This is a genomic window from Streptomyces sp. NPDC041205, assembly GCF_055591765.1.
In genome coordinates this window covers 343653-363323 of sequence record NZ_JBVIZH010000006.1, presented here as the reverse complement: position 1 = coordinate 363323, position 19671 = coordinate 343653, and the positions used below count along the sequence as shown (strand labels likewise).

Sequence of the window (19671 nt, the reverse complement as noted above, 5' to 3'; positions counted from 1 at the left end):
CAACTCATGAACCCCTTCGGGGAACAGCTCCCGGCAGGCCCGGCCGTCCCGTACGCGGGCCCCGGCGGGACCGCCGCCCGCCCCTGCCGGATCGCCCGCCCGCGCGCTACAGTCCCGGAACAGGAACGTTACTCACGGGTAAGGGGATTCGGCCATGCAGCTCGGGATCAACCTCGGCTACTGGGGTGCCGGGATGGACGCGGACAATCTCGTCGTCGCGAAGGAGGCCGACAAGCTGGGCTACGCGGTCTGCTGGGCGGCCGAGGCCTATGGTTCGGACGCGGCCACCGTGCTCTCCTGGGTGGCGGCGCAGACCGAGCGGATCGACGTCGGCTCGGCGATCTTCCAGATCCCGGCGCGCCAGCCCGCGATGACCGCGATGACGGCGGCCACCCTCGACTCGCTGTCCGGTGGCCGGTTCCGGCTCGGGCTCGGCGTGTCCGGGCCGCAGGTCTCCGAGGGCTGGTACGGCGTCAAGTTCGACAAGCCGCTGGCCCGCACCCGGGAGTACGTCGAGATCGTGCGCAAGGCCATGACCCGCGAGCGCCTCAGCTACGAGGGCGAGCACTGGACGCTGCCGCTGCCGGGCGGCCCGGGCAAGCCGATCAAGCTGACCGTGCACCCGCAGCGCGAGCACATCCCGCTGTACATCGCCGCGATCGGGCCGAAGAACCTGGAGCAGACCGGTGAGATCGCCGACGGCGCGCTGCTGATCTTCCCGGCCGCCGAGCACCTGGAGGAGACCGCGCTGCGCCATCTGCGGGCCGGGCGCGAGAAGGCGGGCAAGACCATGGAGGGCTTCGACGTGGTGCCGACGGTGCCGCTCGCGATCGGCAAGGACGCGGATGTCGACGCCCTTGCCGACATGTTCCGGCCCTACACGGCGCTGTATGTCGGCGGCATGGGCAGCCGCAAGCAGAACTTCTACAACCAGCTCGCGCGGCGCATGGGATACGAGAAGGAGGCCGCCGAGATCCAGGACAAGTACCTGTCCGGTGACAAGGAGGGCGCGGCCGCCGCCGTACCGCGCTCCCTGATCGACTCCACCACCCTGCTCGGCTCCGTGGACCGCATCGCCGACCGGATGCGGGCCTACGCGGAGGCCGGTGTCACCACGCTCACGCTGGCGCCCGCGGGCTTCACGGTGGAGGAGCGGCTGGCCTCGCTGCGCGCGGGCACCGAGGCCCTGGAGCGCGCCGGGCTCGCGTAGCGGGAGGTTTCCGCGGCCGTGGTGGGGGCTCGGGGGTCTTCCCCGCCACGGCCGTCACGGAGCACAACGCCGCGACGAGCCCTCCGGTTACGGCCCCGGAGGCTTCCCGTCGCCGACTGGCAGGCCGTCTCTTCGACCGGCTCCCCCGCGGTCTCCCCGGCCGTCTCTCCGGCCGCCTCTCCGACGACCTGTCCGGCCGCCTCGTCCGGCGTGTCCATCCGCCCCTTTCAGCCCTGTGTGTCCTTCATTTGGCTGAGCTGTCGCATACACCTGTTGCCTGAGAGCGTGCTGCGCCTTTGACTCGTTCTTTGCGGAAGTCTGTGGTCAGTGACGGCATGGAGGTGCCTGCGATGCTTTCGGCCCGGAGTCTCTTCCAGGAGATCCTCGACAACGACGAGTCGTTCCGGCTGTTCTGCTCCATCGCGGCGAGCGGAGAGTCCCAGGGGGGCTGGGAGAACGGGCGCATCGCCGCGCTGGTCCCCGACAGCCAGCGCGAGCTCGCGCCCAAGATCGCCCGGCACGGCGCCGACGAGGACAAGCACGGACGGATCTTCAACGCGCTGCTGCGCAAGCGCGGCCTCGACCCCGTCGACGTCCCCGCCGCCACCGACTACACGATGCTCCTGGAGCGCCGCGGCATCGGCCTCGCGCACGAGAAGCTCCGCGCCGATCAGCCGCTCACCGAGCAGGACATCGTCACGTACCTCTCGCACAGCCGCGTCACCGAGCAGCGCGCCGCCGACCAGATGGTCATGCTCCGCAAGTACTTCGGGGACGACCCCGAGGTCGGCAAGGCCGTGAAGATGATCTCGAACGACGAGGACAACCACCTGGCGTACTGCCACGAGGAACTGCTGCGCTTCGCCCACGCCGGGCACGGCCGCGCCATCCAGAACACCCTGCGCGAGTGCGCACTCGCCGAGATCGGCGTCTACCGCGACGTCAGCCTCGCCGTCATGGAGCACATGGGCCGCATCCTGCGCTGGTCCCCGGTCAAGTCCAGAACGCTCATGGCGGGCATCCACGCCATGTACGCGTACGAACGCGCGGGCGGCTGGCGGCGGATGGTGTCCCTGAAGATGCCGGAGCGGCGCGACGCGCTGGGCGGACCGGCCACCTCCGCGGCGGAGTTCGCCTGACCACACGAACCCCCGGGCCCCGGGGGGCGGAGCGCTAGAGCCACCCGCGCCGCTTGAACAGCCGGAACAGGCTCACCTCGAGCACGACCATCAGCAGGATCACCGCCGGGTACGCCCACCACCAGTGCAGCTCCGGCATGTGGTCGAAGTTCATGCCGTAGATGCCCGCGATCATCGTGGGCACCGCCGCCATGGCCGCCCACGAGGAGATCTTCCGCATGTCGTCGTTCTGCCGCACGCTCATCTGCGCCAGATGCGCCGACAGGATGTCCGTCACCAGGCGGTCGAGGCCCTCCACGGACTCGTTCACGCGCAGCAGGTGGTCATTGACGTCCCGCAGGTACGGCTGCGCGGATTCGTCCACGAACGGCACCGCGCGGCCGAATGGACCCACGCCCGCGAGGCGCGCCAGCGGCATCGCCAGCGGGCCCGTGGCGCGCCGGAACTCCAGGATCTGCCGCTTGAACCGGTAGACGCGGGACGCGGTGTTCCGGGAGCCGCCCCTGTCCGGCGAGAAGACCTCCGCCTCCAGGACCTCCAGGTCCGTCTGCAACTCGCCCGCGACCTCCAGATAGTGGTCGACCACGGCGTCGGTGATGGAGTACAGCACCGCCGTCGGCCCGTGTTCGAGCACCTCGTGCTCGGCCTCCAGCCGGTGGCGCACGGCGCTGAGCGGCGCGCCCTCGCCATGCCGGACGGTCACCACGAAGCAGTCGCCCATGAAGATCATGAGCTCCCCGGACGACACGGTGTCGCTCTCCGGCTCGTACACCACCGGCTTCAGGACCAGGAACGCCGAGTCGTCGTACACCTCGAGCTTCGGCCGCTGATGGGCCTTCAAGGCGTCCTCCACCGCCAGCGGGTGCAGCGAGAACTCCTTGGCGACCAGGTCGAACTCGTCCTCCGTCGGCTCGTACAGGCCGATCCAGACGAACGCGTCCCCGGCCGCCCGCGCCGAGTCCAGGGCGTCGGAGAAGTCCGCCGGGCCCTGGACGCGGCGGCCGTGCCGATAGGTGGCGCAGTCCACGATCACGTTGTGCATTCTTCCGGGGCTCGGCCCCTGCCGCACCCCCTCGGCGGCTTAGGCTGACCCGCATGCCCACGCTGATCCTCGTCCGTCACGGACGCTCGACCGCCAACACCGCGGGCCTGCTCGCCGGATGGACGCCCGGTGTCGGCCTCGACGAGCGCGGCGCCGAGCAGGCCGCCGCGCTGCCCGGGCGGCTCGCCGCGCTGCCGCTCGCCGAGGTCGTCACCAGCCCGCTGCAGCGCTGCCAGGAGACCCTCGCGCCGCTGCTCGCCGCCCGCCCCGGGGTGCCCGTCCACACGGACGAACGCATCGGCGAGTGCCACTACGGCGACTGGTCGGGCCGCAAGCTCGCCGAGCTCGCGGACGAGCCCCTGATGGAGGTCGTCCAGCAGCACCCGTCCGCGGCCGCCTTCCCCGGCGGCGAGTCCCTGCGGGCCATGCAGACGCGGGCCGCGGAGGCCGTACGCGAGTGGAACGCGCGCGTGGAGCGCGACCACGGCCCCGACGCCGTCTATCTGATGTGCTCCCACGGCGACATCATCAAGTCCCTTGTCGCCGACGCCATCGGGCTGCACCTTGACCTGTTCCAGCGCATCTCCGTAGAGCCCTGTTCCGTCACGGCGATCCGCTTCACCCGGCTGCGGCCCTTCCTCGTACGCCTCGGGGACACCGGCGACTTCGGGTCGCTCGCCCCGCGCGAGGCACCCGCGAGCGACGACGCACAGGTGGGCGGCGACGCGGGCGCACCGTGATCGTCGCCCGCAGTAGGGTGCAGTGGTCGCGCCAAGTACATGCAGTCGATTTCAATGGAGACAGGACGTGTCCCGTCAGGTGTTCCTCTATGACCCGCCGGAACGCTTCGTCGCCGGAACCGTCGGGCTCCCCGGTCGGCGTACCTTCTTCCTCCAGGCCTCCGCGGGGGTCCGCGTGACCAGCGTCGCCCTGGAGAAGACCCAGGTGGCCGCGCTCGCCGAGCGTATGGAGGAGCTGCTCGACGAGGTCGTGCGGCGCAGCGGCGGCAGCGCCGCGGTGCCCGCCGTGGCACCCGCCGAGGTCACCGACAGCGCGCCGCTCGACTCGCCCGTCGAGGAGGAGTTCCGGGTCGGCACGATGGCGCTCGCCTGGGACGGCGAGGAGGAGCGCATGATCGTGGAGGCGCAGGCCCTCGTCGAGCTGGACGCGGACTCCGAGGAGGACCTGGCGGAGGCCGAGGAAAGGCTCCTGCAGGACGAGGAGAACGGCCCCCCGATGCTCCGGGTGCGCCTCACCGGCGCCCAGGCACGGGCCTTCACCAAGCGTGCCCTCGACGTAGTGAACGCGGGACGTCCGCCGTGCCCGCTGTGCAGCCTGCCGCTCGACCCGGAAGGACACGTATGCCCGCGCCAGAACGGATACCGGCGGGACGCGTGAGCGCCGCCCAGCTGCTCACCCGCGGTGAGCTGACCGTGCGCGGGCAGATCCGGGAGGCATCCAACGCGGTGCTCTACTGCACGGTCGTGTACGAGGAGCAGAAAGCCGCCTGCGTCTACAAGCCCGTCGCCGGGGAGCGGCCCCTGTGGGACTTCCCCGACGGCACGCTCGCGCAGCGGGAGGTCGCCGCGTACGAGGTCTCCGAAGCGCTCGGATGGGGGCTCGTGCCGCCCACCGTGCTGCGGGACGGGCCCTACGGGGAGGGCATGGTCCAGCTGTGGGTCGGGGCGGAGGCCTCCGGGGAGGACGCCTCCGCCGATGCCGATGCCGATGCCGAGGCCGAGGCCGATGACGCCTCCGCCGACGGCGAGGGCGCCGACGGGGCCGGGCTGCTTGCCCTTGTCGAGGGTGACGAGCCCGGGGACGGCTGGAAGGCCGTCGGGTTCGCCGAGGTGGGCGAGGGGCGTACGGCGCTGCTCGTGCACGCGGACGACGCCCGGCTGCGGCGGCTCGCCGTCCTCGACGCCGTGATCAACAACGCTGACCGCAAGGGCGGGCATCTGGTGCTCGGTGACGGCGGGCGGCTCTTCGGGATCGACCACGGGGTCACGTTCAACGTCGAGGACAAGCTGCGGACGCTGCTGTGGGGCTGGGCCGGGGAGAAGCTGCCCGAGGAGGCGGTGGACGCGCTGGGCTCCCTGCGGGACGGCCTGGCGGCGGGGGAGCCGCTTGCCGGGCGGCTCGGGGAGCTGCTGACCCCCGCGGAGGTCGACGCCGTTCGGGAGCGGGTCGCCGCGCTGCTTGCCGCGGGGCGGCATCCGGGGCCGTCGGGGGAGTGGCCGGCCATTCCGTGGCCGCCGGTGTGAGTCACCCGCTCCTGGCGTAAGGGGCGCCATGGGGCTTCCCCTGGTAGGGGCTGGGGAAACCTGTTGAAGATCTCGTTGCCCTGGGTCGTATGCGGAAGGGGCGTCCGGTTAGGCTCAAGACATGTATGCCTGGCCCGCTTCTGAGGTTCCCGCCCTGCCTGGTGAGGGCCGCGACCTCCGGATCCACGACACCGCGACCGGTGGCCTCGTCAGCCTCGCCCCCGGTCCCGTCGCCCGTATCTACGTCTGCGGCATCACGCCGTACGACGCGACCCACATGGGTCACGCGGCGACCTACAACGCGTTCGACCTCGTGCAGCGCGTGTGGCTCGACACCAAGCGGCAGGTCCACTACGTGCAGAACGTGACCGACGTGGACGACCCGCTCCTGGAGCGCGCCAAGCGCGACGGCAAGGACTGGGTCGAGCTGGCGCAGGGCGAGACCGCGCTGTTCCGCGAGGACATGACCGCCCTGCGGCTGCTGCCGCCGCGGCACTACATCGGAGCCGTCGAGTCGATACCGGGCATCGTGCCGCTCGTCGAGCGGCTGCGGGACCTGGGCGCCGCCTACGACCTCGAGGGCGACATCTACTTCTCCGTCGAGTCCGACCCGCACTTCGGCGAGGTGTCGGGGCTCGACGCCGCCGCCATGCGCCTGCTCTCCGCCGAGCGCGGCGGCGACCCGGACCGCCCGGGCAAGAAGAACCCGCTCGACCCGATGCTCTGGATGGCCGCCCGCGAGGGCGAGCCGAGCTGGGACGGCGGCTCCCTCGGCCCCGGCCGCCCCGGCTGGCACATCGAGTGCGTCGCCATCGCCCTCGACCACCTCGGCATGGGCTTCGACATCCAGGGCGGCGGCTCCGACCTGACCTTCCCGCACCACGAGATGGGCGCGTCGCACGCGCAGGCGCTGACCGGCGAGCACCCCTTCGCCAAGGCGTACGTGCACGCCGGCATGGTCGCCCTCGACGGCGCCAAGATGTCCAAGTCCAAGGGCAACCTGGTGTTCGTGTCGAAGCTGCGGCGCGACGGCGTCGACCCCGCCGCCATCCGGCTCGCCCTGCTCGCCCACCACTACCGCGCCGACTGGGAGTGGACCGACCAGGTCCTCCAGGACGCCGTCGAACGGCTCGCCCGCTGGCGCGCCGCGGTGTCCCGCCCCGACGGACCGCCCGCCGAGGCCCTGGTCGAGGAGGTCCGCGAGGCCCTGGCCAACGACCTGGACGCGCCCACCGCGCTCGCCGCCGTCGACCGCTGGGCCGCCCGCCAGAACACCGAGGGCGGCACGGACGAGGGCGCCCCCGGCGTCGTGTCCCGCGCCGTGGACGCACTGCTCGGCGTCGCGCTGTAGGGACGCACGGACGCACGGAAGCGGCGCCGGACGGGAGCATCCGTCCGGCGCCGTGGTTCCCTCGGCCTCTCCCAGGACGCGTCAGCTGGTCGCGCGCGCCACCGAGGGGGCCATCACCGGGTGTGGGTCACCTGGTGATCACGATCGCGAGCAGCAGCCCGGGGTTGTTCGTGTCGTAGTAGCCGATCACCGGCTGCCCGTACGCGAAGGCTTCCTGGACCTGGTCGCGGGTGCGGTCGTTGGGGTTCACGTAGACGCGCCATTCGCCGTCCACGTGCAGATACAGCAGGGAGGCCTGGCCCGGCAGCGGTTGGACGACGTCCCAGAAGCTCTGGGCGACGGCACCCGCGAGGGCCTGTGTCGAGATCGCGGGCGCCTGCGCCTGCGGGACCTGCTCCTGGCCGAGCTGCTGCAGCAGTTGCTGGAACGGCTGCTGCTGGCCGAGCTGCTGCATCTGCTGGCGCAGGTGCTGCGGGATCTGCTGCTGCATCTGCTGCTGGCCGGGGAACTGCTGGCCGGGCATCTGCTGGCGCTGCTGGCCGATCTGACCGATCTGGCCCTGCTGGCCCTGGCCCTGCTGACCGATCTGGCCGGGCTGCGGCGGCGCGGTGCTCGGGCCCTGCTGCTGCCCGAACTGCTGGCCGTAGCTCTGGCCGGGCTGGCCCTGCTGACCGAACGGCTGCTGCTGGCCCTGTTGGCCGAACGGCTGCTGCTGGCCCTGTTGGCCGAACGGCTGCTGCTGGCCGAACTGTTCGGGGCCGTAACTCTGCTGCCCGTACTGCTGCTGCGGGTTGTACTGCTGGCCCTGGTGCTGGCCCAGTTGACTCATTTGCGGGGTGGTGCTCATGCGGGTGCCACCTTCCGTCAATGGTCGGTCCGTTGATGTGGTGCGGTGGTGCTTCTCGTCGCGTGCCGCGGTTCAGCCCGTGACGACCAGGCCGACGACCTCGTCGTCCGAGAACCAGACACGCACGTCCGGTGATCCCCCGGCGAAGGCGGAGTGCACCGCCTGACGGGTCTCGGGGGAGGGGTTGTTCAGGTTGCGCCACTGCCCGGCCACGAAGAGCCTGAGGCGCGGCGGGAGTTCGGGGGGATACGGGATCAGCTCGTCCCAGTAGCGCTCGGCGAGGCCCGAGCCCACCGCCGCGGGCAGCAGCTTGGTGACCGCCGCCCTGATGTCGGGGCGGTTGCCGATCCGCTGGGACGCCGGGCGGCCGGGGCCGTCCTGCTGCGGCGACCCGGTGGCCCGCAGCACGGCACGCGCGCGGGACGACGTCATCGGCTGTTGGCCCGCTGCCTTGAGGACGCCCTGGAGCGCGGCGACGGCGCCGACGACGATCGGGGACGCCGACGAGGTGCCGGAGAACGTGTCCGTGTACCAGGCGATCTCGTCCACGCCGCCCTGCAGGTCGCCCGGCTGGTTCCAGAAGCCGCCGGTCGTCGTGGTCTCGCGGCCCCAGCCCTGCGCGTCCAGGCGCGCGCCGTAGTTGGAGAACGCGAGGCGAGAGCGGTCCGGACCGTGGTCGCGGCCGTGCGTGCCGGGCGGCGGCGCGCCCGCGCCGACCAGGACGGCTTCGGAGGAGGGGTTGGACGGGTTGAAGGGGTTGCGCCACCAGGACGGGAACTCGTCGGGACGCCGCTCGTACACCGCGTCGTCCAGGGACTCCGCGCCGTTGCCCGCCGCGCCCACGACGATGATCCCCTTGGCCGTCGCGTACCGGACCGCGGCGAAGTCGTCCGGCCACCACTCGATGGCGATGTAGCCCTTCTGGTCGTCGCGCGTCTCGAAGTCGAACTTCGGCCCCGGGCGGTGCAGTTCGATGAGGATGACGTCGCCCGGAGCGAGCCGGTCCGCCGCGGCGTGGATCGTCGCCGCCGTGCCCGCCGGGGTGAAGGACGCGACCGCGGTCACGGCGTCCGGCACGATGCCGGTGACGCCCATGGCGTTGCGGTCGGCGCCGATGACACCGATCACGGCGGTGCCGTGGTTGCGCCACGCCAGGTCCTGGATGGGGGTGCCGATCACCACGCCCGCGAGCTTCGCCGCCAGGTCCTCGTGGCTCAGCTGCCAGGCGCCCTCGATGTCGATGACGGTCACCCCGTCACCGCCGCCGCCCAGGCGCTGCCAGGCCCAGTACGCGTCGACGCCCTCGGGCGCCGGCCGCAGATAGCCCTGGCGGCCGCTGAAGTCCGCCGTCGCCGGCATCCCTTCCTTGCGGCGGCGCGAGTCTTCCGGCTCGCCCGCGCCGCCCTGCGGCCCGACGGGCCCGAGCGCGGCCGGTACGGCGCCCGGCTTCACGTACGCCGTGTCGACGCCGGGCAGCGCCGCCATCCGCGCCCGCAGTTCCTGGGCGCGGTCCCCGCCCCCGCGTACCCGGTAGAAGAGCGCCAGGTCGGGCACCTCGCCCTGGATGTCCGGCGCCGCCGCCCGGAGCCGGTCCTCGCTGCCGAACAGCGGCTCCAGGGTCAGTTGTTCATCGCTGAGGAACATGTTCAGGGCCGACACGTCGGAGCCCGACGCCGAGCGGACACCCTGCTCCTGGGCGCGCAGCCGGGCCTCCGGCCGGGCGACGACGATCAGTTCCTGCTCGGCGGCCCGATACGTGAACCCCGCGCCATCGGGTCCGGGGCCACTGCCCCCGGGGTCGCTGCCCCGCTGCACCTGGTCGGTCATCGCTTCACCGCTCCCTTCGGTTACCGCGCCCCGCCTGCCTTCCGGTCGTTGCACACCCTGCTACCGCCGGGCCCGGCCGTCCAGACCACTTTCGCCCAACAGCGTTTGAATGGAAGTTGAGTTGGGAACCGTGTGCATTTCATCAACAAACTCGTGTCACGCCTGATACCGGCCATATACGGGCGTGATGACTGTGGCCTCCTGGGTCGTGGGCAACGAGAAGGGGCGGCGCCCTCGCGGGTGCCGCCCCTGGAACGTGCCGTCGACCGGCTCAGTCCTCGGAGGAATCCTCTGACGAGGAATCGTCTTCCTTCGTGCCGTCCGGCTTGTGGTCACGGCCGTCGTTTCCGTCGCCGTGGGCCGCGCCACCGCCGGAGCCCGGGGATTTCGCGGATTCGGCGGTGCCGGACTCCTGGCTTGACTCGGCCGGGTCGCCCTTGGCGTCGTCCGCCGAGTCCGAGTCCGAGGGCGAGTCACTGGACGCCGACCCCGTGGATGCGGGCTCCGGCCCCGGGCGTGGCTGCGGCTTCGGCGGCCGGGTGCGCTCGCTCGGCGTGTCCCGCAGATACGCCGCCCCGTCGCCGCCGTCCGTGGCGTGCCCGCCCGGCTGGCCGGGCCCGCCGACCTGCCCGGGCCCGCTGACCTGCCCGGTCCCGGCGACGGGACCGGGGCCGCCGCCGTCACGCCGCCGCAGATACCGCTCGAACTCCCGCGCGATGGCCTCGCCGGACGCCTCGGGCAGTTCCGCCGTGTCCCGTGCCTCTTCCAAGGACTGGACGTACTCGGCGACCTCGCTGTCCTCGGCGGCGAGCTGGTCGACGCCCAGCTGCCAGGCGCGCGCGTCCTCCGTCAGCTCGCCGAGGGGGATCCTGAGGTCGATCAGGTCCTCCAGGCGGTTGAGGAGCGCGAGCGTCGCCTTCGGGTTCGGCGGCTGCGAGACGTAGTGCGGGACGGCCGCCCACAGACTGACCGCCGGGACGCCCGCGTGGGTGCAGGCCTCCTGGAGGATGCCGACGATGCCCGTCGGACCCTCGTACTTGGTCTCCTCCAGGTCCATGGTGCGCGCGAGGTCCGGGTCGGACGTCACGCCGCTGACCGGGACCGGGCGGGTGTGCGGGGTGTCGCCGAGCAGCGCACCCATGATCACGACCAGCTCCACGCCCAGCTCATGGGCGAAGCCGAGCAACTCGTTGCAGAACGAACGCCAGCGCATGGACGGCTCGATGCCCCGCACCAGGACGAGGTCGCGCGGCTTGTCGCCGCCGACGCGGACCACCGAGAGCCGCGTGGTCGGCCACGTGATCTTGCGCACGCCGCCGTCCAGCCACACCGTGGGCCTGTTGACCTGGAAGTCGTAGTAGTCCTCGGCGTCCAGCGCCGCGAACACCTCGCCCTTCCACTCCTTGTCGAGATGCGCGACCGCGGTGGAGGCGGCGTCGCCGGCGTCGTTCCAGCCCTCGAACGCGGCCACCATGACCGGGTCGATCAGCTCGGGTACCCCCTCGAGCTCGATCACCCAGGCCTCCTTCCGACGTTCTCCTCTAAGTACGCCCCAACCTTACGGCGTCCCGCGGGGCCCTCCGCAGCCCCCCGACGGGGCCGAGTGCCGGATCACTGCCCAGGTCAATCGCCCCTCACGCATGACTCACGCGGTGGAGCCGAGCGACTCACAGGGTCGAGCGCAGCCACTGCTCCACGCTCGCGATGTGCACCGTCGCCCAGGACCGGGCCGCCTCCGCGTCCCGGTCGCGCAGCGCCGCGAGGATCGCCCGGTGCTCGTGCAGGGTGCGGCTGACCGCGTCCTCCTGGGTGAGCCCGCGCCAGACGCGGGCCCGTGTGGTCGGCCCGGACAGGCCGTCAAGGAGGGAGCACAGCACCGAGTTCCCGGACGACTGCACGATGCCGCGGTGGAACTCCAGGTCGCAGGCCACCAGCTCCTCCACGCTCGGCGCGGCGCCGAGCGCGTCCAACTGGGCGGTGAGCGTGTCCAGTTCGGCCTCGCTGATGCGGGTGGCCGCCATGGCCGTGGCGGCGGGCTCCAGGATTCGGCGCACCGCGAGGAACTCCAGGACGGTGTCGTCGCGGTGGAAGTCCACGACGAAGCTCAGGGCCTCGAGGAGCAGTTGCGGGTCCAGGCTGGTGACGTACGTCCCGTCGCCCTGGCGCACGTCCAGGATGCGGATCAGGGAGAGCGCCCGCACCGCCTCGCGCAGCGAGTTGCGGGAGAGCCCGAGCTCCGCGGCCAGTTCGCTCTCCTTGGGCAGCCGGTCGCCGGGGCGCAGCGCGCCGGAGACGATCATGCCCTTGATCTTTTCGATGGCCTCGTCCGTGACAGCCATGGGGACCTCGCCTCAGTGTGCGGACCGGTGCGGACCAGTGCGGACCGGTGGGGACTAGCGGGGACTAGGGGGGAACAGCCACAAATAGACATCCGATGTATCGGCTCATTATGTCCCCTGCGGCCCCCGCTGAGCAGGGGGTTCAGCCGAAGCGTTCGATCCTGATCCGGTCCACCGGCTGGCCGCCGTCCACCAGGAGCCGCGAGGCGTGCTCGGCGAAGCCGTTGGAACCGCAGATGTACGCCTCCCAGCCGCCGTCGGGCTGTCCGGCGCCGAGATGCGGCGCCAAGTGCCCGGCGTTCAGACGGCCTTCGGTGCGGGTGAGGACGGCCGTGGTCTCGTCGCCGTACTCGTCCGCGTAGATCAGGTCCTCGCGGGTGCGCGCGGAGACGATCAGACGCAGCGGCACGGTCAGGCCCGCGCGGCGGTGATGGCGGATCATCGACATCAGCGGTACGACGCCGGAGCCCGCGCCGAGCAGCAGCGCGGGCCGGTCGCCGGGCCAGGCGAAGAAGCCGGACAGCGGGCCGCGCACCTCCACGGTGTCGCCCACCCGGGCCACGGTGTGCAGATGCCCGGACACCTCGCCGCCCGGCGCGTGGTCCAGGGTCAGCTCGATCTCGCCGCTGTCGTCGGGCGCGGACGCCAGGGAGTAGTGGCGCTGGGCGACGTAGCCGTCCGGCGCGGTGAGCCGCAGCATCAGGTGCTGGCCCGGCAGATGGCCCTGCCAGTCGGGCACCTTCAGCCGGAACGTCGACGCTGCGGGCGTCTCCCGGCGGACGTCCGTGATCAGGGCCTGCTGCCACACGGCGGCCGAACGGTTGCTCACGGCGATGCGGCCGGGCACGGCGAACGCGGTCGGCGGCACGAAGCCCGGGGCCGTGCCGAGGGGGCCGAGGGGGCCGGGAGGGAGGGCTTCGTCAGTCACCGGCGTACCTTTGCTCGCGCCACGGGTCGCCCCGGTGGTGGTAGCCGTTCTGCTCCCAGAAGCCAGGCTCGTCGTGGTCGAGGAGCGTGAGGCCCGCGATCCACTTGGCGCTCTTCCAGAAGTACAGGTGCGGGACGATCAGGCGGGCGGGCCCGCCGTGCTCCGGGGCCAGCGGCTCCCCGTCGTACTCCCAGACGATCCACGCCCGCCCGCCGGTCACGTCGGCGAGCGGCAGGTTGGTGGTGTAGCCGGTGTGGGAGTACGCGACGACGTGGGTGGCCGTCGGTGCCGGGTCCGTGACGGCGAGGAACGCGTCCAGGCTCACGCCGCCGAAGCGCACGCCGAACTTGGACCAGCTCGTCACGCAGTGGATGTCGCCCCGGTACTCGGACGCGGGCAGCGCGTGCGCCTCGTCCCAGGTCCAGGTGCGCGGCCGCGCGACCAGGCCGTCGACGCGGAACGTCCAGTCGGCGGCCGCGAGGCGCGGGGTCACCTCGGCGGACAGGACGGGCCAGCCGTCGCGGGCGTCGTACTGCCCCGGGGGCAGGCGCGGGTCGCGGTCGGCGGCGCGGGCGCGGCCGGTGAAGCCGCGGGTCGGCGCGGCGGGCGGAGGATCCAAGGACGCGGGGTCCATGGGCTCGGGACCTTCGGGCTCGGGACCTTCGGGCTCGGGACCTCCGGGCACGGGATCTTCGGGCTCGGGACCTCCGGGCACGGGATCTTCGGGCACGGGGTCGGCCAGGTGCTCGGGTGCTGTGGTGCTCACGTCGGCTCCGGTGCGCACGTCGGTGTCGGCGGTCATGTGGGGACCCCGGCGGTGTGGTGCTCGGTGGTCGTGCGGGGGTGGGGGAGGGGGACGGAGGCGGCGGCCTCGCGCAGGGCGTCGACGGCCCGGCGCTCGTCGACGGTCAGGAGCGTCCGGTCCCGCATCAGGACGCGGCCGTCGACGACGGTGTCGCGCACGTCGGCGGGTCCGGCGGCGTACGCGAGGGTCGAGTACGGGTCGTGCCGGGGCGCGAGGTGGGGGCGGTCCAGGCCGATGACGATCAGGTCGGCGCGCTTGCCGGGCTCCAGGGACCCCAGCTGCCCGTCGAGGCCGAGGGCCCGCGCGGACTCGATGGTCGCCATCCGCACGGCCTGCTCGGCGCCCACCGCCGTGGGGTCGCCGCCCGCCTTGTGCACGAGCGCCGCCGCCCGCACCGTACCGAGCATGTCGAGGGTGTTGGAGCTCACCGCGCCGTCCGTGCCCAGGCCCACGGTGACGCCCGCCGCCGTCAGGTCCGGCACCCGCGCGATGCCGCAGCCCAGCTTCAGGTTGGACACCGGGCAGTGCGCGACGGCCGTGCCGGTGCGGGCGAGGGCCGCGATCTCGGCGTCGGTCAGGTCGACGGCGTGCGCGAGGAGCGTGTCCGGGCCGAGCACGCCGAGCGAGTCGAGCAGTTCCACGGGCCGCATCCCGTGCAGTTCGGTGACCGTCGCCACTTCGGTGGCGTTCTCGGCGGCGTGAAGGTGCAGGAGCGCGCCGTGGGCGCGGGCCAGCTCGGCGATCGCGGTGAGCTGCTCGGGCACCAGCGTGTACGCGGAGTGCGCGAACAGCACGGGCCGGGTGCCCGGCGTCGGGGTGCGGGTGGCCAGATGGGCCTCGGCCCAGCCGAGCCGGTCGGCGTACGGGCGGCCGTCCGGCGGCTCCGGCACGTCCATGAACGTCGGCCCGGTGAGCAGCCGCCACCCGGCCGCGCGCGCCACCTCCTCGGCCGCCTCGTGGAACCAGTACATGTCGAGGGCGGCCGTCACCCCGCCGCGTACCGACTCCGCGACGGCAGCCCCGATGCCCGCCGCGACCGTTCCCGGCGACAGCAGCGCCGCCTCACGCGGAATGACGCGCTCCAGGAAGCCCTGGAGGGTCACGTCGTCGGCGGTGCCGCGCAGCAGCGTCATCGCCAGGTGCGTATGGGTGTTGATGAGCCCCGGCAGCACCAGACAGTCGCGCGCGTCGATCTCCTCGGCCGCCGCGTACGCGGCGCGCAGCCGCGCGGCCGGGCCGACCTCGACGATCTCGCCGCCGCGCACGGCGACCGCGCCGTCGGGCACGACCGTGCCGGAGGCGTCGACGGTGAGGACGTCGCCGCCGTGGACGAGGAGATCGATGGGAATCATGAGTTCCGTTCTGTGGCAGGGGCAGGGGCAGGGGCAGGGGCAGGTGGGCGGGGCCGGGGGACGGCCGCGGTGAGGACGGGGTGCGGGAGGCCGCCCGGGCCCGACGCGGGGACGGCACCGGCGCGGCGGGCGGAGCCGTCGGCTCTGTTCAGGTCTGGTCAGGTTGTCCGCGCGGGCGGTACCGCCCGCGTCGGCCGCGCGGGCAGCCCGGCATCGTCGGCGGCCAGCAGGCGCAGTGCGTCCAAGGTTATCCGGGCGCCGCGGGTGACGCCGTCGGCGACCACCGAGCGGTGCGGGTTGTAGCCCCCGGTGGCCTCCTCGTCGACCAGTTCGTCGGCGTTGGCGCCGTCGACCACGAGCGCGCCGCCCGCCGTCAGGCCGCGCGTCGAGGCGAACACGTACAGCGCCGAGAGCTCCATCTCGATCGCGGCGATCCCGGCCCGCTCGTAGGCCTCGGCGGGCAGCGGCAGGAAGCCCGGCTGGAAGGCGGCCCGGGTCCACACCACGCCCCGGTGGTACGGGGCTTGTGCCGCCCGGGCCGCTCGCTGCAGCGCGAGCACCGCCTCCGGTGCGGCGAACGCCGGGTACTCGGCCGGGATCAGCTGCTGCGTCACGCCGTCGTCGCGCACCGCCGCGTCCGCGACGACCAGGTCCCCGTCCCCGATGCCGGGCCGGATCGCACCCGCCGTCCCCAGGCGGATGAAGTGCGTCACACCCGCCTCGGCCAGCTCCTGGAACAGGCACAGGGCACCGGGCGCGCCCACCCCGTGCGAGGACACGACGACGGGCAGGCCCTGCCAGCTTCCGGTGAAGGTGCGGTACTCGCGGTGGTACGAGACCTCCTTGGCGTCGTCGAGCAGCTCGGCGACGGCCGCGGCGCGCGCGGGGTCGCCGACGACGACGGCGTACGGGGGCAGGCCGGAACGCGGCACTCCGGAGATGGGCAGGGTGTCGGCGGATGTCGTCATCAGGGTGCTCCTACCAGGGGATCGGACGGCTTGGGTGACTTCGGCCGCCGCGGTGGTTCGGGCGGACGTGCGGGTGCGGCGCGGTGGCGTCGGCGTGCGGTGGACAGGAAGAGGGCGACGAGGGTCACGACGTACGGCGCCGCGTCCGTGGCCTGCTGCAGCAGCCCGCCCCCCCCGAAACCGGAAGCCCACGGCCTCCGCGCCCCCGAAGAGCAGCGCGGCGAGCAGCACGCCGAGTGGCGCCGCCCGGCCCAGCATGACGGCCACCACGGCGATCCAGCCGCCCCCCGCCGCCATGCTCTCCGAGAACAACGTCACGTTGCCGAGAGCCAGTCGGGCCCCCGCGAGCCCGCACGGGACGCCCGACGCGAGCACCGCGGCGTAACGGTACTTCCCCGGGCTCACCCCCAGCGTCGAGGCCGCCTCGGGAGCCTCCCCGACACCGCGCAGCCGCAGCCCTCACGGGTGCCGGGCGAGGAACAGGGCGCTGACGGCGACAGCGACGGCGGTGGCGTGGTGTTCGCCTTTGCCGACGTCCAGGCCGAGGAAGACGTCGATGTCACTGATGTCGACCACGTCGTGCGTCCTTCGGCGCTGTTCACCCGGCCCCGCCACGGCACTGATCGCCACATCGACATTACGAAGAGCCTCACCACCTGGGGAAAGGCTGGTCGTCACGCCAATTCCGAAGGCCGGTAACCCTGTTGCGGGGTTAGGCAGAAGGTAATCGGGGGGAGGGAGTGGGGGCGGTCAGGCGTCGGACCAGAGCGTCGACGGCGCCTCGCGCCGCACCACCGGAGCGATCTCCTCCGCGAACCGCTGGAGGGTTTCGACCTGTTCGTCGCGCGACAGGCCGAACCCGTCCACGGAGATCGACTGCAGATCGTGCCGGTACACCTCGTGGTAGCCGAGGATCTTGTCGATGATCTGCTGCGGGGAGCCGATGAGCTGCGGCCCGTCGGCGATGGCGTCCTCGATGGTGCGGAAAGGGGTGTTGTAGCCCGCCTTCCCTTCGAGGTGCGGCTTGAACGTCTGGCGCACCTTCGCCTCGTACAGGTCCCGGTAGCGGCTCACCGCCCGCTCCGCGCTGTCCGCGATGAGCAACCCGCCCGAGCCCGCCGCCACATGGGCCCGCGCCGGATCGTGGCCGTGCGCCTCGAACCGCTCCCGGTAGTGCGCGATGAGCTTGGCGTACGCGGCGCGCGGCTGGATGGCGTTGGCGGTGAAGAGCGGATCGCCGTGCAGGGCGGCGAGTTCGGGGGAGTTGTGGGAGGTCGCGGAGCCGTGCCAGACGCGCGGCGGGCCGGCGTACGGGCGCGGCACGGTCGTCACGTCCTTCAGGGCGGGCCGGAACTCGCCCGCCCAGTCGACGTTCTCCTCCCGCCACAGCCGCCGCAGGAGTTCGTACTTCTCCTTCTGGAGGTCCCACTGCCGGGCCTCGTCGAGCCCGAACAGGTCGAAGTGGCCCGCCTCGGCGCCCTTGCCGATCACCAGCTCCACGCGCCCGTGCGAGAGCTGGTCGAGCGTCGCGTAGTCCTCGGCGACCCGCACCGGGTCGAGGATCGCGACCACCGTCACGCCGGTCAGGAGCCGGATGCGGGACGTGCGCGCCGCGAGCGCGCCGAGCACCACCGTCGGGCTCGACGACAGGAACGCGCCCGCGTGCCGCTCGCCCACCGCGTACGCGTCGTATCCGAGCCGTTCCGCCTCGACACCGACCTCGACGACGTCCTCGAACCGCTCGGCGGCGGAGGGGAGTTCACCGGTCAGGGGGTGGGGCGAGTGGGAGATGAGGGAAAGGACCTGAAACTTCATGCTTCAAATGTGCGCGTCGAACGTTGCGGCGGTGTGGCGGCGGCATGGCACCCCCCGTAGAGGCAGGAGTGAGGCATGAGCGAGGCATGAGTAAGGGGCGGTCGCCATGGCGACCGCCCCTTACCGACTGCCCTTGGGTCAGCTCTTCTTGCCCAGCAGGTCCTCGACCTTGCCACGGATCTCGTCCGTCGCCAGGCCCCGGATCGTCAGGGTCGTACGGCGACGCAGCACGTCGTCGGCCGTCTCGGCCCACTCGTTGTCACGGGCGTACACGACCTGCGCCCAGATCTCCGGGGCGTCGGGGTGCACGCGCTCGGCCAGCTCCGGGTTCTCGTTCGCCAGGCGGGCGATGTCGAAGGACAGGGAGCCGTAGTGCGTCGCCAGGTGCCGCGCGGTGTCGGGCGCCATGCGCGGGCCGGGTGCCGGGCCGTCGACCAGGAGGCGGTGGGCGACCGCGCGCGGGTTGGCGATACCGGGCAGCGGCAGCTTCTTCGGCAGCTCGGAGATCGGCTCGTAGTCGTCACCGAGCGGGTGGCCCGGCAGCGCCTCCAGCTTCTTCATGACCGTACGGCCGATGTGGCGGAACGTCGTCCACTTGCCGCCCGCGACCGACAGCATGCCGCCGCGGCCCTCGGTGACGACCGTCTCGCGCTTGGCCTTCGAGGTGTCGCCGGGACCGCCCGGAAGCACCCGCAGACCCGCGAAGGAGTACGTGATCAGGTCCCGGGACAGCTGCTGGTCGCGGATGGAGAACGCGGCCTCGTCCAGGATCTGCGCGGTGTCGGACTCGGTGACGCGCACGTCCGCCGGGTCGCCCTCGAACTCCTCGTCGGTGGTGCCGAGCAGCAGCATGTCCTCCCAGGGCAGGGCGAACGTGATGCGGTACTTGTCGATCGGCGTGGCGAGCGCGGCCTTCCAGGGGGCGGTGCGCTTGAGGACCAGGTGCGCGCCCTTGGACAGGCGGATGGAGGGGGCCGCGTCCGGGTTCTCCATCTTGCGCAGGTGGTCGACCCAGGGGCCGGTCGCGTTCAGGACCAGGCGGGCGTTCACACCGAACTCGGTGCCGTCCATCCGGTCCTTGAGGTCGGCGCCGGTGACCCGGCCGCCGGTGAAGCGCAGGCCGGTGACCTCGGCGTGGTTGAGGACGGCGGCGCCGGCCTCGGCGGCGGCGCGGACCGTCATCAGGGCCATGCGCGCGTCGTTCATCTGGTCGTCGCCGTACACGGCCACGGCCTTCAGGTTGTCCGTGCGCAGCTCCGGCACGTCCTGCGCCGCCTTGGCGGGGGAGAGCAGGTGGCCGACGCCGTCACCGAACGCGGACAGCGCCGAGTAGGCGAAGACGCCCGCGCCGAGCTTGGCGGCGCCGTGCGGGCCGCCCTTGTAGACCGGCAGGTAGAAGGTGAGCGGGTTGGCGAGGTGCGGTGCCACCTGGCGTGACACCGCACGCCGCTCGAAGTGGTTCTCCGCGACCAGCTTCACCGCGCCGGTCTGCAGGTAGCGCAGACCGCCGTGGAGAAGCTTGGAGGAGGCGGAGGAGGTGGCGCCGGCGAAGTCGCCGGCGTCCACCAGGGCCACCCTGAGACCCGACTGCGCGGCATGCCAGGCGGTGGAGATGCCCAGGATTCCGCCGCCGATCACCAGGAGGTCGTAGGACGCCTTGGACAGACGTTCCCGGGTCTCGGCGCGGCTCGGCGCGCTGCCCGCGGCCGGAGGCGTGCCGAGAGCCGGAAAGGCGGGGCCGCTCTGCAGGGTGGTCATGGTTGCTTAACTCCTCATCAGCCGAG

17 protein-coding genes and 1 pseudogene are annotated in these 19671 nt (G+C 72.5%); 6 read left to right on the top strand and 12 right to left on the bottom strand.

Annotation, left to right across the window (positions count from 1 at the left end; all coding sequences use genetic code 11):
- The first annotated feature begins 154 nt into the window (after window positions 1-154).
- Both ACZ6BG_RS26705 and ACZ6BG_RS26700 read left to right on the top strand, forming a co-directional pair.
- Window positions 155-1210 carry an LLM class F420-dependent oxidoreductase gene (locus ACZ6BG_RS26705; RefSeq protein WP_469005870.1) on the top strand — a complete coding sequence of 352 codons (1056 nt, stop codon included), beginning with the start codon at window positions 155-157 and terminating at the stop codon, window positions 1208-1210.
- Window positions 1211-1560: 350 nt separating this feature from the next.
- On the top strand, window positions 1561-2349 hold the full coding sequence (locus tag ACZ6BG_RS26700; protein ID WP_469005868.1) for a ferritin-like domain-containing protein: 789 nt from the start codon (window positions 1561-1563) through the stop codon (window positions 2347-2349).
- Between the two features lie 34 nt (window positions 2350-2383).
- On the opposite strand, the gene corA is transcribed toward ACZ6BG_RS26700, so the two are convergent.
- Window positions 2384-3382: a magnesium/cobalt transporter CorA gene (gene corA / locus ACZ6BG_RS26695; RefSeq protein WP_469006215.1), complete on the bottom strand. Its 999-nt coding sequence runs from the start codon at window positions 3380-3382 to the stop codon at window positions 2384-2386.
- Window positions 3383-3444: 62 nt separating this feature from the next.
- Here corA and ACZ6BG_RS26690 point away from each other — a divergent pair, with 62 nt between their 5' ends.
- From ACZ6BG_RS26690 to mshC, 4 genes are all read left to right on the top strand, one after another.
- The gene (locus ACZ6BG_RS26690; RefSeq protein WP_469005864.1) at window positions 3445-4131 is read left to right on the top strand and encodes a histidine phosphatase family protein; all 687 of its coding nucleotides are present in this window, start codon (window positions 3445-3447) and stop codon (window positions 4129-4131) included.
- A gap of 67 nt (window positions 4132-4198) precedes the next feature.
- A complete protein-coding gene (locus ACZ6BG_RS26685; protein WP_405654919.1) occupies window positions 4199-4789 on the top strand; it encodes a DUF3090 domain-containing protein in 591 nt (196 codons plus the stop codon).
- Window positions 4753-5655 (top strand): SCO1664 family protein, encoded by a 903-nt coding sequence (locus tag ACZ6BG_RS26680; protein WP_469005861.1) that lies wholly within the window; start codon window positions 4753-4755, stop codon window positions 5653-5655. The genes ACZ6BG_RS26685 and ACZ6BG_RS26680 overlap by 37 nt, the downstream gene beginning before the upstream one ends.
- 121 nt (window positions 5656-5776) lie before the next feature.
- Window positions 5777-7006: a cysteine--1-D-myo-inosityl 2-amino-2-deoxy-alpha-D-glucopyranoside ligase gene (gene mshC, locus ACZ6BG_RS26675; protein ID WP_469005858.1), complete on the top strand. Its 1230-nt coding sequence runs from the start codon at window positions 5777-5779 to the stop codon at window positions 7004-7006.
- A 127-nt stretch (window positions 7007-7133) separates the two neighbouring features.
- Here mshC and ACZ6BG_RS26670 read toward each other — a convergent pair whose 3' ends face one another.
- From ACZ6BG_RS26670 to ACZ6BG_RS26620, 11 genes and pseudogenes are all read right to left on the bottom strand, one after another.
- Entirely contained in the window at window positions 7134-7853 is a 720-nt protein-coding gene (locus tag ACZ6BG_RS26670) for a hypothetical protein (protein ID WP_469005856.1), read from the bottom strand.
- A 72-nt stretch (window positions 7854-7925) separates the two neighbouring features.
- Window positions 7926-9680 carry a S8 family peptidase gene (locus ACZ6BG_RS26665; protein ID WP_469005854.1) on the bottom strand — a complete coding sequence of 585 codons (1755 nt, stop codon included), beginning with the start codon at window positions 9678-9680 and terminating at the stop codon, window positions 7926-7928.
- 271 nt (window positions 9681-9951) lie between these two features.
- Complete coding sequence (locus ACZ6BG_RS26660) at window positions 9952-11196, bottom strand: PAC2 family protein (RefSeq protein ID WP_469005850.1); 1245 nt, start codon at window positions 11194-11196, stop codon at window positions 9952-9954.
- 151 nt (window positions 11197-11347) lie between these two features.
- Window positions 11348-12019: a FadR/GntR family transcriptional regulator gene (locus ACZ6BG_RS26655; protein ID WP_469005848.1), complete on the bottom strand. Its 672-nt coding sequence runs from the start codon at window positions 12017-12019 to the stop codon at window positions 11348-11350.
- Window positions 12020-12161: 142 nt separating this feature from the next.
- The gene (locus ACZ6BG_RS26650; protein WP_469005846.1) at window positions 12162-12947 is read right to left on the bottom strand and encodes a ferredoxin reductase; all 786 of its coding nucleotides are present in this window, start codon (window positions 12945-12947) and stop codon (window positions 12162-12164) included.
- Window positions 12940-13581 carry a sulfite oxidase-like oxidoreductase gene (locus ACZ6BG_RS26645; protein ID WP_469006213.1) on the bottom strand — a complete coding sequence of 214 codons (642 nt, stop codon included), beginning with the start codon at window positions 13579-13581 and terminating at the stop codon, window positions 12940-12942. The genes ACZ6BG_RS26650 and ACZ6BG_RS26645 overlap by 8 nt, the downstream gene beginning before the upstream one ends.
- Before the next feature lie 164 nt (window positions 13582-13745).
- Window positions 13746-15104, bottom strand: coding sequence for an amidohydrolase (locus ACZ6BG_RS26640; RefSeq protein ID WP_469005841.1), 1359 nt, complete (start codon window positions 15102-15104; stop codon window positions 13746-13748).
- Window positions 15105-15262: 158 nt separating this feature from the next.
- On the bottom strand, window positions 15263-16072 hold the full coding sequence (locus ACZ6BG_RS26635) for a nucleoside phosphorylase (RefSeq protein ID WP_469005839.1): 810 nt from the start codon (window positions 16070-16072) through the stop codon (window positions 15263-15265).
- Window positions 16072-16573: pseudogene (locus ACZ6BG_RS26630) on the bottom strand (ABC transporter permease subunit); the annotation flags it as partial. The gene ACZ6BG_RS26635 and the pseudogene ACZ6BG_RS26630, both read right to left, overlap by 1 nt.
- Window positions 16574-16822: 249 nt before the next feature.
- On the bottom strand, window positions 16823-17887 hold the full coding sequence (locus ACZ6BG_RS26625) for an LLM class flavin-dependent oxidoreductase (RefSeq protein ID WP_469005837.1): 1065 nt from the start codon (window positions 17885-17887) through the stop codon (window positions 16823-16825).
- A 138-nt stretch (window positions 17888-18025) separates the two neighbouring features.
- A complete protein-coding gene (locus tag ACZ6BG_RS26620) occupies window positions 18026-19645 on the bottom strand; it encodes a glycerol-3-phosphate dehydrogenase/oxidase (RefSeq protein WP_469005835.1) in 1620 nt (539 codons plus the stop codon).
- Window positions 19646-19671 lie beyond the last annotated feature (26 nt).